Consider the following 14,283-nt stretch of genomic DNA (forward strand, 5'->3'; position numbering starts at 1 on the left):
TGGCAGGTGGGGCATTCGCGCACGGTCATCACCTGACCGAGGAACGAACGCTGCACGGCCTGGATCTCACCGGCGCCGTGACAGATCCCACAGGTCACCGGCTTGGAGTCACCAGCGGTGCCGGCACCCTTGCACTGGTCGCAGAGGATCGCCGTGTCGACGGTGATCTCCTTCTGCGCACCGGTGGCGCACTCGGCCAGGTCCAGTTGCACGCTGACGAACGCCCGCTCGCCGGGACGAACCCGGCTCTTGGGGCCACGGTTTCCGCCGAAGCCGCCTCCGCCGCCACCGAAGAACGCCTCGAACACGTCGCCGAGACCCCCGCCGGCAAACCCGCCACCACCGAAACCACCGGCCGGACCGGCCAGCGGGTCGCCGCCGGCGTCGACGATGCGCCGCTTCTCCGGGTCGCTCAGCACCTCGTAGGCGGTGCTGACCTCCTTGAACTGCTCCTCCTGGCCCGGATTGACGTCGGGGTGCAGCTCGCGTGCCTTCTTGCGATAGGCGCGTTTGATCTCCTGATCGCCTGCGTCCCTGGAAACACCCAGGATTCCGTAGTAGTCACGTGCCACGGTTGTCTTCGTCCTCAGTTCTCACTCAATTGTCCGGTGCGGTACTGACGTCGGTCCGATGCCGAAATGCTCATCCCGGCCGGTCACCGCTCGGCGAGTACCTCGCCCACGTACTTGGCAACGGCTGCCACCGACGCGATTGTTCCTGGATAGTCCATCCGTGTGGGGCCGAGCACACCCACTCCGCCGAACACCGTTCCCGATGCACCGTACCCGGTCGACACGACAGCTGTGCCCCGCAGGTTCTCCGTTTGCGTCTCCTCACCGATCTGCACGGTGACCCCGCCCACCTGCTGCGTGTGGGCGAGCAGCTTGAGCACGACGACCTGCTCCTCGAGGGCCTCAAGCACCGAGTCCATGCCACCGAGCAGCGGAGTGAAGTCCGAGGCGGACCGCGCCAGGTTGGACGTGCCGCCGAGGATGAGCCGGTCGTCGCCGCGCTCGACGAGGGTCTCCACCAGCACGGTCGCCACCCGGACCACGTGGTGACGGATGTCGTCGGGCGCCTGGTTGGCCAGTTCGGCCACGGCCGCCGATGCCGCTTCCAGCCGCTGGCCGTGCAGGGCGACGGAGAACATGTCACGCAGCCGCGCGCTGTCGCGCTCATCGATGTCGGCCGACAGGGTCACCATCCGCTGTTCGACCCGGCCGTTGTCGGTGATCACCACCAGCAGCAGCCGCGACGGAGACAGCGACACCACCTCGAGGTGGCGGACAGTTGCGGACGAGAGCACCGGGTACTGGATGATCGCCACCTGCCGCGTCAGCTGGGCAAGCAGCTTCACCGACCGGCGCAACACGTCGTCGAGGTCGACACCGGAATCGAGCACCGAGAGGATCGCGCGGCGTTCGGCCGGTGAGAGCGGTTTGACCTCGCTGATCCGGTCGACGAACAGCCGGTATCCCTTGTCGGTGGGAACCCGTCCGGAGCTGGTGTGCGGTTGTGCGATGTAGCCCTCGGCCTCCAGCACTGCCATGTCGTTGCGCACTGTCGCGCTGGACACACCGAGCTTGTGCCGATCCACCAGGTTCTTCGACCCGACGGGCTCCTGCGTGGAGACATAGTCGGTGACTATCGCACGCAGGATCGCGAATCGCCGGTCATCGGTAACGGACACCGCATCACCCTCCTCGCCGCGTGATCGCCAGATTGACCATCATCTTACGAAACGGTGCATACGACGGTCGTTCCGTACACTCCAGAGTGACCGAGGAGGATGGGGCGCGATGATCTTCAAAAGGGTTCAGGACGGCAAACCCTATCCCGACCACGACGTGTCCGGCCGCACGTGGGCAACCATCCCGCCGCGGCAGTTCCGCCTCGACGAGCTGTCCACCACCACCACGGTCCTGGCGCTCGACCGCCTGCTCAGTGAGGATTCGACGTTCTACGGCGATCTGTTCGCGCATGTCGTGAAGTGGCAGGGCGAGCTGTATCTGGAGGACGGCCTGCATCGCGCCGTGCGGTCGGCCCTGCGCAGCCGGAATGTGATCCACGCGCGAATGCTCGACCTGGACGCCTTCGACCCGGCGAACGGCCCGGTCGAGGAACAGATGCGCACTGCCGACACCGGACCGGTCGTCCGGCCGCCGCGTTCCCCGGCGCCCCCGCAATTCGAATCACCGTCCGCGAGCGGTAGCGACCGGCGCCGCATCCGACGTGGCTGGCAGACCCCCAACTGGTAGCTTCCCGACCGCCGCCGGGTTATTTGTCGCCGGTGCGGGCGAGCAATCGGATCCAGTCCCGTGATACCGCAGGATCGATGACGTCGTCGATCTCGTAGGTGGTAGCCGCGTAGAGCGCCTTGCCCCGCTCGTACGCCAGCGCCACCAGATTCGCGAACAGCGCGTCCCGCTCGGCCGGATCGGCGGACTCGAGTTCTTTGCGGAAACCGAGCCGCACCGCTCCTTCGAGGCCCATCGGACCGACTTCGCCGGTCGGCCAGGCGATGGTGAATTCGGGGGCATGGAAGGAGCCGCCGCCCATCGCCATGGCACCCAGGCCGTAGGCCTTGCGCAGGATGATCATCCCGAACGGCACCGTCAGTCGGGCCCCGGCGACGAACATGCTACTGAAGCGGCGCACCGTCGCTTCGGTCTCCGACTCCGGTCCGACCATGAATCCTGGTGTGTCACAAAGCATCACCAGTGGCATCCGGTGACCTTCACATAGTTGCATAAAGTCGGCGGCCTTGTCGGCGGCCTCTGCGTCGATCGCCCCGCCCAGGTGCAGACCGGAATTGGCCACCACACCGTAGGCCACTCCCTCGACCCGGATCAGCGCCGTCACCACCCCGACGCCGTAGTCGCGACGCAATTCCAGCACAGTGCCGGTGTCGGCGATCGCGTCGATAGCGGCGCGGACGTCGTATGACCGTAACCGGTTCTCGGGCACCACATGTCGCGCGTGGCGCGGGTCGGGTTTCGTCCAGTCGGCCACCGGGCCCCGGAAATACGACAGATAGTCTCGGGCGATATCCACCGCGCCGGCCTCGTCGTCGGCGAGGATGTGCACCACTCCATTACGCACCTGGACATCGACCGGGCCGATTTCCTCGGGCCGGTGCCGGCCCAGGCCGCCGCCCTCGATCATCGCCGGACCGCCCATACCGATGTTGGCGTCGGGGGTGGCGATCAGCACGTCGCAGGCACCGGCCAGAGCGGCGTTGCCGGCGAAGCAGCGGCCCGAGACCACAGCGACGGTGGGCACCACGCCCCGCAGCCCGGCGAGTGCGCGAAAGGTGTTGAGCTCCAATCCGAATGCCCCGTTAGCATCGGTATCGCCGGGGCGCCCCCCGCCGCCCTCCGCGAACAGAACCAGCGGAATACGTTTGCGCCGCACCACATCCAGCAATCTGTCGGTCTTATCGTGATTGCGCATACCCTGCGTACCGGCGAGGACCGAGTAGTCGTACGACATGACCGCGGTGGTCGCCGCATCCGCGCCGTGGACGTCGGCACCGACGGTCGCTACTCCCCCGACGAATCCGTCGCCGGGCGTGTTCGCGATCAGATCCTCCTCCGATCTCCTGCTGCGCTGCGCCGCCAATGTCAACGCCCCGTATTCGACGAAGCTGCCGGCATCGATCAGGTCGTCGATGTTCTCGCGGGCAGTGCGGCGTCCGGCACGGTGCCGTTTGGCCACGGCATCGGGACGGGCCGCGTCGGTGGTTCGGTACCTGCGGTCGAGCACCTCGGCGAGGTCGGGCCGGATGTGGTCGGGGTCGAGATCGGCGACCGCCGAATCCCGCCCGGTGTCGTCGACCGCGTGGGCTATGGCGAGCAGGTCGCCTGCCCGGACGTGCGCACCGGCCGACACGAGCGCTTGGTCAACGGTGACCGGATGATCCACGGTCACCACGTGCTGCATCTTCATCGCCTCAAGCACGGCCACCGGATCACCGGCGGACACCGTTGCCCCGGCCTCCGGGGCCTCCACGACCAGACCGGTCAGGCGCGCCCGCACGAGCACGTCCCCCGCCGCGGCATCGACGACGGGGCCCGCGCCCACCGCCGGTGCCGTACGTGCGGATTCGCCGGAGTGTCGTTGCAGATACGACGTGGTGACCGGTCCGGAGTTGAACTCTTCGTCGGACAGAATCGACAGCAGCACAGCGATGTTCGTGTCCACACCGGATATCGCGAAGCCGTTGAGAGCGGTGGCGGCCTTGCGGCGGCACACCCCGAAATCGGCCGCCCTCGTATGCACGATCACCTTGGCCAGCAGCGAATCGTACCGGGTACCGATCTCCAGTCCCGGCCGGCCGAAGGTGTCGACCCGGATCCCCGGCCCGGTGGGAGGGCAGAATCCGGTGAGCGTGCCCGACGACCCGAACACCTCACCGTCGGCGGACAGGGTCTCCGTGTTGACGCGGGCCTGCACTGCGATGCCGCGCGCCATCGCCGGCGTTCCCGTCACGTCGCCGGACCGAGCCGAAACACCCTGCGGCAAAGACAATTCCGCAAGTTCCGCGCCGAGCGCGATACGTAGCCCCACCTCCACCAGATCCACACCGGTCGTCTCCTCGGTGACCGTATGTTCCACCTGGATCCGTGGATTGACCTCCAGGAAGACGAATCTGTTACCGGCGACGAGGAATTCGACGGTGGCCAGGCCGCGGTAACCGTTGCGGGCGCACAGATCGACGGCGGCGGAGTGCAGCGCGGCTCGCAGATCGTCGGCAAGCCACTGGGCCGGTGCTACCTCGATGAGCTTCTGCCGCCGACGCTGCACGCTGCAGTCCCGGTCCCCTATCGCCAGAGCGACTGTCGCACCGCCAGTTCCGGGTGCGGCCACCACCTGCACCTCGATATGGCGCGCGTCGGCCAGCAGTTCCTCGGCGAAAAGGTCGCCGTTGCCGAACGCGACGCGGGCCTCGTCCGCGCACATCCGGAACACCCGCGACACCTCGTCGGCGTGGGCCACCGGACGCATGCCGCGCCCACCGCCACCGGCGACAGCCTTGATCATGATGCCGTCGGGGCAGCCGGCGAGAAACTTGATCGCAGCGGCCTCGTCGATGCCGGATTCGGTCGCGGCCAGGACCGGCACCCCGGCGTCGACTGCGGCCGTGCGGGCACTCACCTTGTCACCGAATGTATTCAGGATCTGCGGGTCGGGTCCGACGAAGGTGAGTCCGGCATCGGCACAGGCTGCCGCGAATCCGGCGTCCTCACTGAGGAATCCGTATCCCGGATGGACCAGATCGGCGCCGTTGTCGCGGCCGGCGGCGACGACAGCGGCCCGGTCCAGGTACGCGGACGGTCCCGAACCGTCCAGCGCCACAGCCATGGTCGCGGCCGCGACATGCGGCAGCTGAGCATCGTCGGCGGCGTACACGGCGACTGTGTCCATCCCCAGTTCGGTTGCCGTGGCGATGACGCGCAGCGCGATCTCACCCCGGTTGGCCACCAATACTCGCGACATTCACCCTCCTCGATTCACGCCGGCGCGTCGGACAAGAAAAAAGACAAAACACGGCATCGACGCCCTCACCACCAACACATAAACAGTCCCCGGCGGGGTGGAGTGGGCCTTCTCAGCCGGTCGGCGCGTCCGGGCGGTGCATGCCGATGGCGTTGGCCCACAAACGGGTTGCGGTGAATACCAACTGATCGATATCGGCGCCGTCGCCGAGCGCGAAAGCCTGATAGGCCATGCGCGAGACCATGCCCGACAACGCCTGCGCCGCCGCGGTCGGGTCGATGTCGGCGTCGGCCAGACCGCGTTCCTGCAGCCGGGCGATGTGGCGGGCATTGCGTTCGGAGAACGCGCTGCCACGCAGCAGTCGTTGTTTGCGGAACTCGGGGCTGTTGGCCGTCACCTGTTCCAGGACCAGCCGCAGCTTGGCGTTGCGCCGATACGCCTCGAAGTACGCCCGATTGGACGCCTCGAGTACAGCGACCGGATCAGCGTCGTCGTCGATGTGCGGATAACCCGGGTGCAGCATGTCCTGGTGCGCCTCGCTGAACACCGCGTCGAGGATCTCCTCTTTGCTCTGGAAATAGGTGTAGAAGGTTCCGGTGGAGCAGTTGGCCTCGGCGGTGATGTCGGTGAGCCGGGACTCCTGGAATCCGTCTCGCTCGAAAACACGACGCGCGGCGGCGACCAGAGCACTCCTGGTCCGCTCGCCGCGCGCGGTGACGGGTTGTTTGGGCTTGTCCGCCACTTCCCCGGCCAGCGACGGCAAAGGTCGCGTCGGTTCCGGCGCGCTCCGCGTTGTCATATCGGACATCTTCCCAGCCCCGGCCCTGTAGCGGAAACTCTCAGATCCCGGCGTCGTCGGCCACCGACAACGCCATGTCCAGCATCGAGTCGACGACGGTGTGGGTGGGCACCCCGCCCGCGGCCCGGTTCGACTCGTTGTCCTGCACGCGTTTGAGAATGCCCTGGGCAATGATCGCCACCTTCCACAGGCCGAGCGCATGCCAGTACTTGAGTGCCTTGGGGTCGCGTCCGGTGCGTTCGACGTAGTCGGCGGCGAGTGTGGCCTGGTCAGGGAAGCCGTCGAGCAGTTCCACCGGCGCCGCACTGAGCTGCGGCCCACCGACCGACGGCCAGTAGGCCAGCGTACTGCCGATGTCGGCGAGCGGATCACCGAGCGTGGACAGTTCCCAGTCGAGCACCGCCTTCACCGACGCGGCGGCCGGGTCGATCATCACGTTGCGGATGTGAAAATCACCGTGCACCAAACGCAGCTCGTGCTGCTCCGGTGCGCCCTCTAGGAACCGTTTCGTCAGGTCGTCGACGGCCGGGATGTCGCGGGTCTTGGACTTCTCCCACTGCGAACTCCACCGCTTGACCTGACGCTCCGCGTACGGTTTGTGACTGGCCAGGTCGGCGAGCCCGACGGCGTCGATGTCCACCTCGTGGATCGTGGCCAGGGTGTCGACCATCGACTTGCCGACGGACCGGCGCTGCTGCACGCTCAGCGCCTCCGCGGCGGGCAGGTTGTCCAGCACCGTGGCGTCGACGTGTTCCATCACCACCAGCGGCGCCGGACTCACCGACGTGTCCGTGCACACCGCGTGGATATGAGGCACCGGTACCGGAGTATCGGCCAGCGCCGACAGGATCCGCGCCTCACGCACCACGTCGTGTGCCGAGGCGAGGAGGTTGCCGACGGGTGGGCGCCGCAACACCCACCGCCAGTCCCCGTCGGTGAGCAGGTAGGTGAGATTGGATTGACCAATGCCCACACGTGTGACCGTCACATGATGGGGAATGTCGATTCCGTTGCTGTGCAACCACTTCCCGAAGGCTTCCAGATCCAGTTCCGGAATCGAGGCCAATCCTGCCGAATTATCGCTCACCGCGTCTCCCCATCATGATTGTTTCCTGTCCCCCGTTTGCGTCTCGTCAGAAGCGGGCCGACAACACGTCGTCGGACACGCCCGGCACCGTCTCGGCCTGAGCCTTGACATACGGCCGCAGCTCCCGCCGGGCGATGGCCCGCTTGTGCACCTCGTCGGGGCCGTCGGCCAGCCGCAGGGTGCGCAGGTGGGCGTAGAAGGTGGCCAGCGGCACATCGTCGGTGACGCCCATTCCGCCGAACACCTGGATCGCGCGGTCGACGATCTTGAGCGCCGTGTTCGGGGCGGCGACCTTGATGGCGGCGATCTCGGTGGCAGCCTTCTTGTTGCCGACGGTGTCCATCATGTAGGCGGCCTTGAGGGTGAGCAGCCGCACCATCTCGATCTCGATGCGCGCCTCGGCGATCCAGTCCTGGATGTTGGAGCGGTCGGCGAGCGGCGCACCGAACGTGGTACGCGACACCGCACGCCTGCACAGCAATTCCAGCGCGCGTTCGGCCATACCGATGGCGCGCATGCAGTGATGGATACGACCCGGGCCCAGGCGTGCCTGCGCGATCGCGAATCCCTCACCCTCACCTTTGAGGACGTCCTTGGACGGCACCCGCACATTGTCGAAGATCAACTCGCCGTGGCTTTCCCGGTCGACGTAGCCGAACACCGACAGGTTGCGCAGGATCGTGAGCCCGGGGGCGTCGATCGGCACCACCATCATCGACTGCTGACGATGCGTGGGCGCGGTCGGATCGGTCTTGCCCATCACGATGAGCACTTTGCAGTCGGGACGAACAGCGTTGGAGGCGAACCACTTCCGGCCGTTGAGCACGTACTCGTCGCCGTCGCGTTCCATCCGAAGTTCCACGTTGGTGGCGTCGGAGCTGGCGACGGCCGGTTCGGTCATCGCGAAGGCCGAGGCGATCTCACCGTCGAGCAGCGGCTTGAGGTATTTCTCCTTGTGCTCGTCGGTTCCGAACAGGGTGAACACCTCCATGTTCCCGGTGTCGGGGGCATTGCAGTTGAACACCTCCGGCGACCACGGCACGCGGCCGGTGATCTCGGCCAGATGCGCGTACTCCAGGTTGGTCAGTCCCGGCCCCCATTCGGCGTAGGGGTGGAACATATTCCACAGTTCGGCGGCCTTTGCCTTCTTCTTGAGATCCAGCAGGATCTGCGGGGTGGCGTGCGGGTTGCCCGCCGCCGCCAGCTCACGCATCTGCTCTTCGTAGACGGACTCATTGGGGTAGATGTGCTCGTCCATGAATGCCAGCAGTCGCTGCCGGTAGCCCTCGGCGCGTTCGGACGGCTCGAAAAGTGTGTCCACGTCGTCTCCAGATCCTCGTTGGTTTCTTCAGCTCATCAGCGTGCTCTGGTAGCGCTGCATCCCGCGCAACCAGCGGTCGTAGTCGGTTCCCTTGTGCCGGTACATGTCCAGGACCTCGGGGTGCGGCAGGATCAGGAAGCGTTCGTCGGCGATGGCGTCGAGAACCGCGGTGGCCACCTCATCGGTGGTCAGCACCCGCCCGGCGGAGGTCACCGCCCGCTGCATCAGTTCCTCGTCGGAGCCCGCGGGGGCCGGTTCATTGGGCCGCAACAGGTTCGTGTCGACGCCCATCGGGCACAGGCAGCTCACCTTCACGCCGCGGGTTCCGTAAGTGGCACTGAGCCATTCGGAGAATCCGACCGCCGCGTGCTTGGTGACCGCGTACGTCGACGACCCGAGCTGAGTGAGCAATCCGGCCGCCGACGCGGTGCTGACGAAATAGCCGTTGCCCCGTTCGACCCATCCGGGAACGAGACGCTTGGCCGCCCGCACATGCGCCATCACGTTGACATTGAACGCGGCGTCCCACTGCTCCTCGGTCGCCTGCAGCCCCGGTCCGCCGCCGATGCCGGCATTGGCGAAGTAGAAGTCGACAGGCCCGAAGGTGCTCTCGGCGAGCCGGACCACCTCGTCGATGTGCTCCACCGAACCCGCATCACCGGAGGCGAACACCGCCGAATCCGAAGGCAGGCTGGCCGCGACTTCGCTGACGCCGTCCTCGTTGAGGTCGGTGAGCACCACCTTCGCCCCACTGGCCACCAGTGCCCGGGCAATCCCCGCCCCGATACCGCCACCTGCTCCTGTCACCACAGCCACACTGCCGTCAACCTGCATTCCCACACCGTAGTTGAATCCACCTTCAAGTTCAATACTCGACATCCGATACGGCAGTTACGACGAAAGCACCTCTTGCCGGTTGAGGCGCGAGGTCGCCCAGCGACCGAGCCGGCTCGCACCTCATAGCCGGCGGGGGCTACCGCTTATGAGTTGATTACCTGGAACGGTTACGCGGTGAGGATGTCGCGGACGATGCCGTCGGCGAGAAGGCGCCCGGCGTCGGTGAGGATCAGGTGGGTGGGGGTCGCTTCCAGCAGGCCGTCCGCGACGAAGACGTCGGCCCTCGAGAGCTCATGCCCTGCCAGGTCATCCTTGGGTAGGCCTGTGCGGCAACGGATCTGGAGCATCAGGCGTTCAGTGTGGCGGTCCTCGTCGTCGAGCGTCTCACTGTCGGCGACAGGCAGGACGCCGTCGGCCAGCGTGCCGGCGTAGCGCGCGGGATGCTTGTGGTTCCACCAGCGCACACCGTTGACATGCGAATGGGCGCCGGGGCCGATCCCCCACCAGTCGGCGCTGTCCCAGTAGGCGATGTTGTGCCGGCACACCGAGTCCGGGCCCGACGCCCAGTTCGACACCTCGTACCAGTGCAGTCCGGCACCGGCCAGGCGTGCGTCGATGAGCTGATAGCGGTTCGCCAGCACATCGTCGTCGGGGGCGGGCAGTTCACCGCGACGCACCCGCCGGGCCAGTGCGGTGCCGTCCTCGACGATGAGCGCATACGCCGACACATGGTCGACGCCCGCGGACAGGACCGCATCGAGACTGGCCCGCAGGTCGTCATCGGACTCGCCGGGGGTGCCGTAGATGAGGTCGAGGTTGACGTGCTCGAAGCCTTCGGCGCGTGCCTCGCGGGCCGCGGCGACGGCACGTCCGGGGGTGTGCCTGCGGTCGAGGACGGCCAGCACGTGCTGTGCCGCCGACTGCATGCCGAGTGAGATACGGGTGTAGCCGGCCTCGCGCAGACCGGCGAAGAACTCCGGCGATGTCGACTCAGGGTTGGATTCGGTGGTCACCTCCGCACCCGGGGCCAGATCGAAACTTCTTCGTACGTCATCGAGCAGCCGGGTCAGGCCTGTCGCACCGAGCAGCGACGGGGTACCGCCGCCGACGAATATCGTCGACACCGGCCGGGTCGGCGTCAGGACGGCTGCGGCGATGTCCAGTTCGCGGGCGACCGCCTCGTGCCATGATGCCGGGGACGCCGATGATCCGAGTTCGCCTGCGGTGTAGGTGTTGAAGTCGCAGTAGCCGCAGCGTGAGGCGCAGAACGGCACGTGAAGGTAGAGCCCGAATCCTGTCGACGAGTCGGCCGACCGGCATGCCGACGCGACCGCGGGCGCCACCGATACAGTGGCGGCGTCGAAGGTGGAACTCACCCGCCCATCATGCGCCGTGTCCTGCGACTATCCACAATCCGGCTTTTACCTCATCGTGAGGAAAAATAAGCCCAAGTAGACGCGACGGGGCTTCGCGTGGCACGATGGAGGGCGTGACTTCACCCGGGGTGTGGCTGACGATGCGTCGCCACATTGATCTCAAGCGCGTAGCCAGCGCATCCTGTCGTCCTTAGACGACGTGTGACCGTTGCGGATCCCGCACCAGCGATTGACCGCCACGGATTCCCGGCCCCGAACTGTCCCCGCTCGCGGGATGCCGCCACGTGATCTTCAGCCCATTTGATCGTGACTGACACGGCGCTGCGCGCCTACAGGAGACTTCATGACGTCGACCACGGATGCCCTCACGGCCTCGGATAACACCGACCCCTCCGAAGGCACCGAACCCGCCGACGGCACACACACGGATACGGTTGCCGCGGCCGGAGCCCGGCCTCGCACCCGCCCTCGCACCCCCCGCGCCACGTCGAACGGCGACACGCCCGTCCGTCAGCGCACGCCGCGCGCCGCCGCCGACGGCGAGACGCCGGTCCGTGCCCGCACTCCGCGTCCTGCAACCGCCGACGGTGAGACTCCGGTCCGTGCCCGCACGCCCCGCCCCGCCGCCGACGGTGAGGCCACCCCGAGGGCGCGGACCCCACGGACACCCCGCGCCGGCGCAGACGGCGAGGCAGCACCCCGGACCCGTACTCCCCGAACGCCTCGTGCCGCGGCCGCGAACGGCGATGCGCCGGCCCGTGCGCCCCGCCCCGTCAAGCGCCGCGCCGAAGGCCAGTGGAAGCTCGGCTACCGCGAGCCCCTCAATCCCAACGAGCAGGTCAAGAAGGACGACCACCCGCTCAACGTGCGTGCCCGCATCGAAAACATCTACGCCAAGAACGGTTTCGATTCGATCGACAAGCAGGATCTGCGCGGCCGGATGCGCTGGTGGGGCCTCTACACCCAGCGCCGCGAAGGCTACGACGGCACCTGGACCGGCGACGAGAACATCGACCTTCTCGAAGACAACCACTTCATGATGCGGATCCGCTGCGACGGCGGCGCCCTGTCGGCCGAGCAATTGCGCACCCTGGGGCAGTTGTCCACCGAGTTCGCCCGCGACACCGCCGATCTGTCCGACCGCGAGAACGTCCAATACCACTGGATCCGCGTCGAGGACGTCCCCACCATCTGGGAACGCATCGAGGCCGTCGGGCTCAAGACCACGCAGGCGTGCGGCGACTGCCCCCGCGTAGTCCTCGGTTCGCCTCTGGCCGGCGAGGCCGTCGACGAGGTACTCGACCCCACTCCGGCGGTCGACGAGATCGTGCGCCGCTACATCGGCGACAAGAACCTCTCGAACCTGCCGCGTAAGTTCAAGACCGCCATCTCGGGCCTGCAGGACGTGGCGCACGAGATCAACGACGTCGCCTTCATCGGCGTGGTGCATCCCGAACACGGCCCGGGCCTGGACCTGTGGGTGGGCGGTGGCCTGTCGACCAATCCGATGCTCGCCCAGCGGGTCGGCGCTTGGGTGCCGCTCGACGAGGTTCCCGACGTGTGGGAGGGTGTGTGCTCGATCTTCCGTGACTACGGATACCGGCGGCTGCGCTCCAAAGCCAGACTGAAGTTCCTCATCAAAGACTGGGGTATCGAGAAGTTCCGGCAGGTCCTGGAGGATGAGTACCTCGGCCGCAAGCTCATCGACGGCCCCGCGCCCGAGCCGCTCAAGGCCCCCCGCGATCACGTCGGTGTGCAGAAACTCAAGAACGGCCTCAATGCCGTCGGCTTCGCCGCCATCGCGGGCCGGGTATCGGGCACCAAGCTCACCGCCGTCGCCGACGCCGCCGAGCGCGTGGGTTCGGACCGCATCCGGTTCACGCCCTACCAGAAGCTCATCGTGCTCGATGTTCCCGACGACAAGGTCGATTCCCTCATCGAAGAACTCGCCGGATACGGTCTCTCGGGCCGTCCGTCCAATTGGCGCCGGAATCTCATGGCGTGCAGCGGGATCGAGTTCTGCAAACTGTCGTTCGTGGAGACCCGGAAGCGATCACAGGATCTGGTGCCCGAGCTCGAGGAACGCCTGGCCGACATCAACGACAAGCTCGACGTCCCGATCACCGTCAACATCAACGGTTGCCCCAACTCGTGCGCACGGTCGCAGATCGCCGACATCGGGTTCAAGGGTCAGCTCGTCGAGGACGACAACGGCGGCCAGACCGAAGGTTTCCAGGTTCATCTGGGCGGAAGCCTCGGCCTCGACTCCGGTTTCGGCCGCAAGCTCCGCCAGCACAAGGTGACCTCCGCCGAGATGGGCGACTACATCGATCGGGTCGTCCGCAATTTCGTCGAGCAGCGTGAAGAAGGTGAACGGTTCGCGCAGTGGGCCGTTCGCGCGGATGAGGAGGCATTGCGATGACCACCGGAACGATCACCCGCACCGGGCGTCGGCACAGCGAGGACGAACTCCGCGCAATAGCCGAGCAGGGCGCGGTCGAACTCGGCCCCGATGCCACACCGGAGGAGCTGATCGCTTGGACGGCAACCACCTTCGGTGACAACTTCGTGGTGGCCTCCAACATGCAGGACGCGGTACTCGTCGACCTGGCCGCCAAGCATGTCGATACCGAACTGCTCGACGGGCACCAGCTCAAAGTCCTGTTCCTGGACACCGGCTACCACTTCGCGGAGACCATCGGCACGCGTGACGCGGTCGAGCAGGTGTACGGCGTCGAGATGGTCAATCTCCACCCCGAGCATACGGTCGCCGAGCAGGACGCGCTGCTGGGCCGCAACCTCTTCTCCCGTGACCCCGCCGAATGCTGCCGGCTGCGCAAGGTGGTGCCGCTCAAGGCGAATCTGGCCCGCTACGATGCCTGGATCACCGGCATCCGCCGCGTCGAGGCACCCACCCGGGCCAATGCCCCGCTGATCTCGTTCGACGAAGGTTTCGGGCTGGTCAAGATCAACCCGATCGCCCCGTGGTCGGACGAGGTCATGCAGGACTACATCGACACCAACGGCGTCCTCGTCAATCCTCTTGTCGACGAAGGCTATCCGTCGATCGGCTGCGCACCGTGCACGGCCAAACCCGAACCCGGATCCGACAAGCGCAGTGGCCGTTGGGCCGGCCGCGCCAAGACAGAATGTGGGCTGCACGCATGACCACCATCGATACCAGCAGAGCAGGCGCCGACGTGTTTATCGACGAGGTACCGGAAGACGAGTTCACCACCCTGGACGCACTCGAATCCGAGGCCATTCACATCTTCCGCGAGGTGGCCGGCGAGTTCGAGCGTCCGGTGATCCTGTTCTCCGGCGGCAAGGACTCCACCGTCCTGCTGCACCTGGCGCTCAAGGC

The 14,283-nt window shown here is 66.7% G+C and carries 12 protein-coding genes and 1 pseudogene; 5 read left to right on the forward strand and 8 right to left on the reverse strand.

The window, feature by feature from the left end; all coding sequences use genetic code 11:
• Both Q0627_RS18400 and hrcA read right to left on the reverse strand, forming a co-directional pair.
• Positions 1 to 572: DnaJ domain-containing protein (locus Q0627_RS18400; RefSeq protein WP_298811839.1), on the reverse strand; the 572-nt coding region annotated here is incomplete at its 3' end.
• A gap of 83 nt (positions 573 to 655) precedes the next feature.
• The gene (gene hrcA, locus Q0627_RS18405) at positions 656 to 1,690 is read right to left on the reverse strand and encodes a heat-inducible transcriptional repressor HrcA (protein WP_291016722.1); all 1,035 of its coding nucleotides are present in this window, start codon (positions 1,688 to 1,690) and stop codon (positions 656 to 658) included.
• Positions 1,691 to 1,799: 109 nt separating this feature from the next.
• Between hrcA and Q0627_RS18410 the strand changes: the two genes are divergently transcribed.
• Complete coding sequence (locus Q0627_RS18410) at positions 1,800 to 2,258, forward strand: type II toxin-antitoxin system VapB family antitoxin (RefSeq protein ID WP_298811840.1); 459 nt, start codon at positions 1,800 to 1,802, stop codon at positions 2,256 to 2,258.
• 19 nt (positions 2,259 to 2,277) lie between these two features.
• Here Q0627_RS18410 and Q0627_RS18415 read toward each other — a convergent pair whose 3' ends face one another.
• The 6 genes from Q0627_RS18415 to hemW form a co-directional block, all read right to left on the reverse strand.
• Positions 2,278 to 5,499 carry a carboxyl transferase domain-containing protein gene (locus Q0627_RS18415; RefSeq protein ID WP_298811842.1) on the reverse strand — a complete coding sequence of 1,074 codons (3,222 nt, stop codon included), beginning with the start codon at positions 5,497 to 5,499 and terminating at the stop codon, positions 2,278 to 2,280.
• 112 nt (positions 5,500 to 5,611) lie between these two features.
• The gene (locus Q0627_RS18420; RefSeq protein ID WP_291016731.1) at positions 5,612 to 6,298 is read right to left on the reverse strand and encodes a TetR/AcrR family transcriptional regulator; all 687 of its coding nucleotides are present in this window, start codon (positions 6,296 to 6,298) and stop codon (positions 5,612 to 5,614) included.
• 40 nt (positions 6,299 to 6,338) lie between these two features.
• Positions 6,339 to 7,385, reverse strand: a complete 1,047-nt coding sequence (locus Q0627_RS18425) for a phosphotransferase family protein (RefSeq protein WP_291016734.1) — start codon at positions 7,383 to 7,385, stop codon at positions 6,339 to 6,341.
• 46 nt (positions 7,386 to 7,431) lie between these two features.
• Positions 7,432 to 8,706 carry an acyl-CoA dehydrogenase family protein gene (locus tag Q0627_RS18430; RefSeq protein ID WP_298811844.1) on the reverse strand — a complete coding sequence of 425 codons (1,275 nt, stop codon included), beginning with the start codon at positions 8,704 to 8,706 and terminating at the stop codon, positions 7,432 to 7,434.
• A gap of 27 nt (positions 8,707 to 8,733) precedes the next feature.
• A complete protein-coding gene (locus Q0627_RS18435) occupies positions 8,734 to 9,540 on the reverse strand; it encodes an SDR family oxidoreductase (protein ID WP_291015580.1) in 807 nt (268 codons plus the stop codon).
• 170 nt (positions 9,541 to 9,710) lie between these two features.
• On the reverse strand, positions 9,711 to 10,886 hold the full coding sequence (hemW, locus tag Q0627_RS18440) for a radical SAM family heme chaperone HemW (protein WP_291015583.1): 1,176 nt from the start codon (positions 10,884 to 10,886) through the stop codon (positions 9,711 to 9,713).
• Between the two features lie 137 nt (positions 10,887 to 11,023).
• Here hemW and Q0627_RS22560 point away from each other — a divergent pair, with 137 nt between their 5' ends.
• The 4 genes and pseudogenes from Q0627_RS22560 to Q0627_RS18455 all read left to right on the forward strand — a co-directional run.
• A complete protein-coding gene (locus Q0627_RS22560) occupies positions 11,024 to 11,113 on the forward strand; it encodes a putative leader peptide (protein ID WP_366852097.1) in 90 nt (29 codons plus the stop codon).
• 149 nt (positions 11,114 to 11,262) lie between these two features.
• The gene (locus Q0627_RS18445; RefSeq protein ID WP_291015578.1) at positions 11,263 to 13,341 is read left to right on the forward strand and encodes a nitrite/sulfite reductase; all 2,079 of its coding nucleotides are present in this window, start codon (positions 11,263 to 11,265) and stop codon (positions 13,339 to 13,341) included.
• On the forward strand, positions 13,338 to 14,087 hold the full coding sequence (locus Q0627_RS18450) for a phosphoadenylyl-sulfate reductase (protein WP_291015577.1): 750 nt from the start codon (positions 13,338 to 13,340) through the stop codon (positions 14,085 to 14,087). Before Q0627_RS18445 ends, Q0627_RS18450 begins: the two co-directional genes overlap by 4 nt.
• Positions 14,084 to 14,283: pseudogene (locus Q0627_RS18455) on the forward strand (sulfate adenylyltransferase small subunit); the annotation flags it as partial. The gene Q0627_RS18450 and the pseudogene Q0627_RS18455, both read left to right, overlap by 4 nt.

Source organism: uncultured Gordonia sp., from assembly GCF_937858515.1.
In the GTDB taxonomy this organism is placed as follows: domain Bacteria; phylum Actinomycetota; class Actinomycetes; order Mycobacteriales; family Mycobacteriaceae; genus Gordonia.

What these genes read in the sequence shown, in the direction of transcription:
- Q0627_RS18410 (WP_298811840.1), top strand. Translation starts at nt 1,800, where the DNA reads ATGATCTTCAAAAGGGTTCAGGACGGCAAACCCTATCCCGACCACGAC.
- Q0627_RS18415 (WP_298811842.1), bottom strand. Translation starts at nt 5,499, where the DNA reads ATGTCGCGAGTATTGGTGGCCAACCGGGGTGAGATCGCGCTGCGCGTC.
- Q0627_RS18420 (WP_291016731.1), bottom strand. Translation starts at nt 6,298, where the DNA reads ATGACAACGCGGAGCGCGCCGGAACCGACGCGACCTTTGCCGTCGCTG.
- Q0627_RS18435 (WP_291015580.1), bottom strand. Translation starts at nt 9,540, where the DNA reads ATGCAGGTTGACGGCAGTGTGGCTGTGGTGACAGGAGCAGGTGGCGGT.
- Q0627_RS22560 (WP_366852097.1), top strand. Translation starts at nt 11,024, where the DNA reads ATGGAGGGCGTGACTTCACCCGGGGTGTGGCTGACGATGCGTCGCCAC.
- Q0627_RS18445 (WP_291015578.1), top strand. Translation starts at nt 11,263, where the DNA reads ATGACGTCGACCACGGATGCCCTCACGGCCTCGGATAACACCGACCCC.
- Q0627_RS18450 (WP_291015577.1), top strand. Translation starts at nt 13,338, where the DNA reads ATGACCACCGGAACGATCACCCGCACCGGGCGTCGGCACAGCGAGGAC.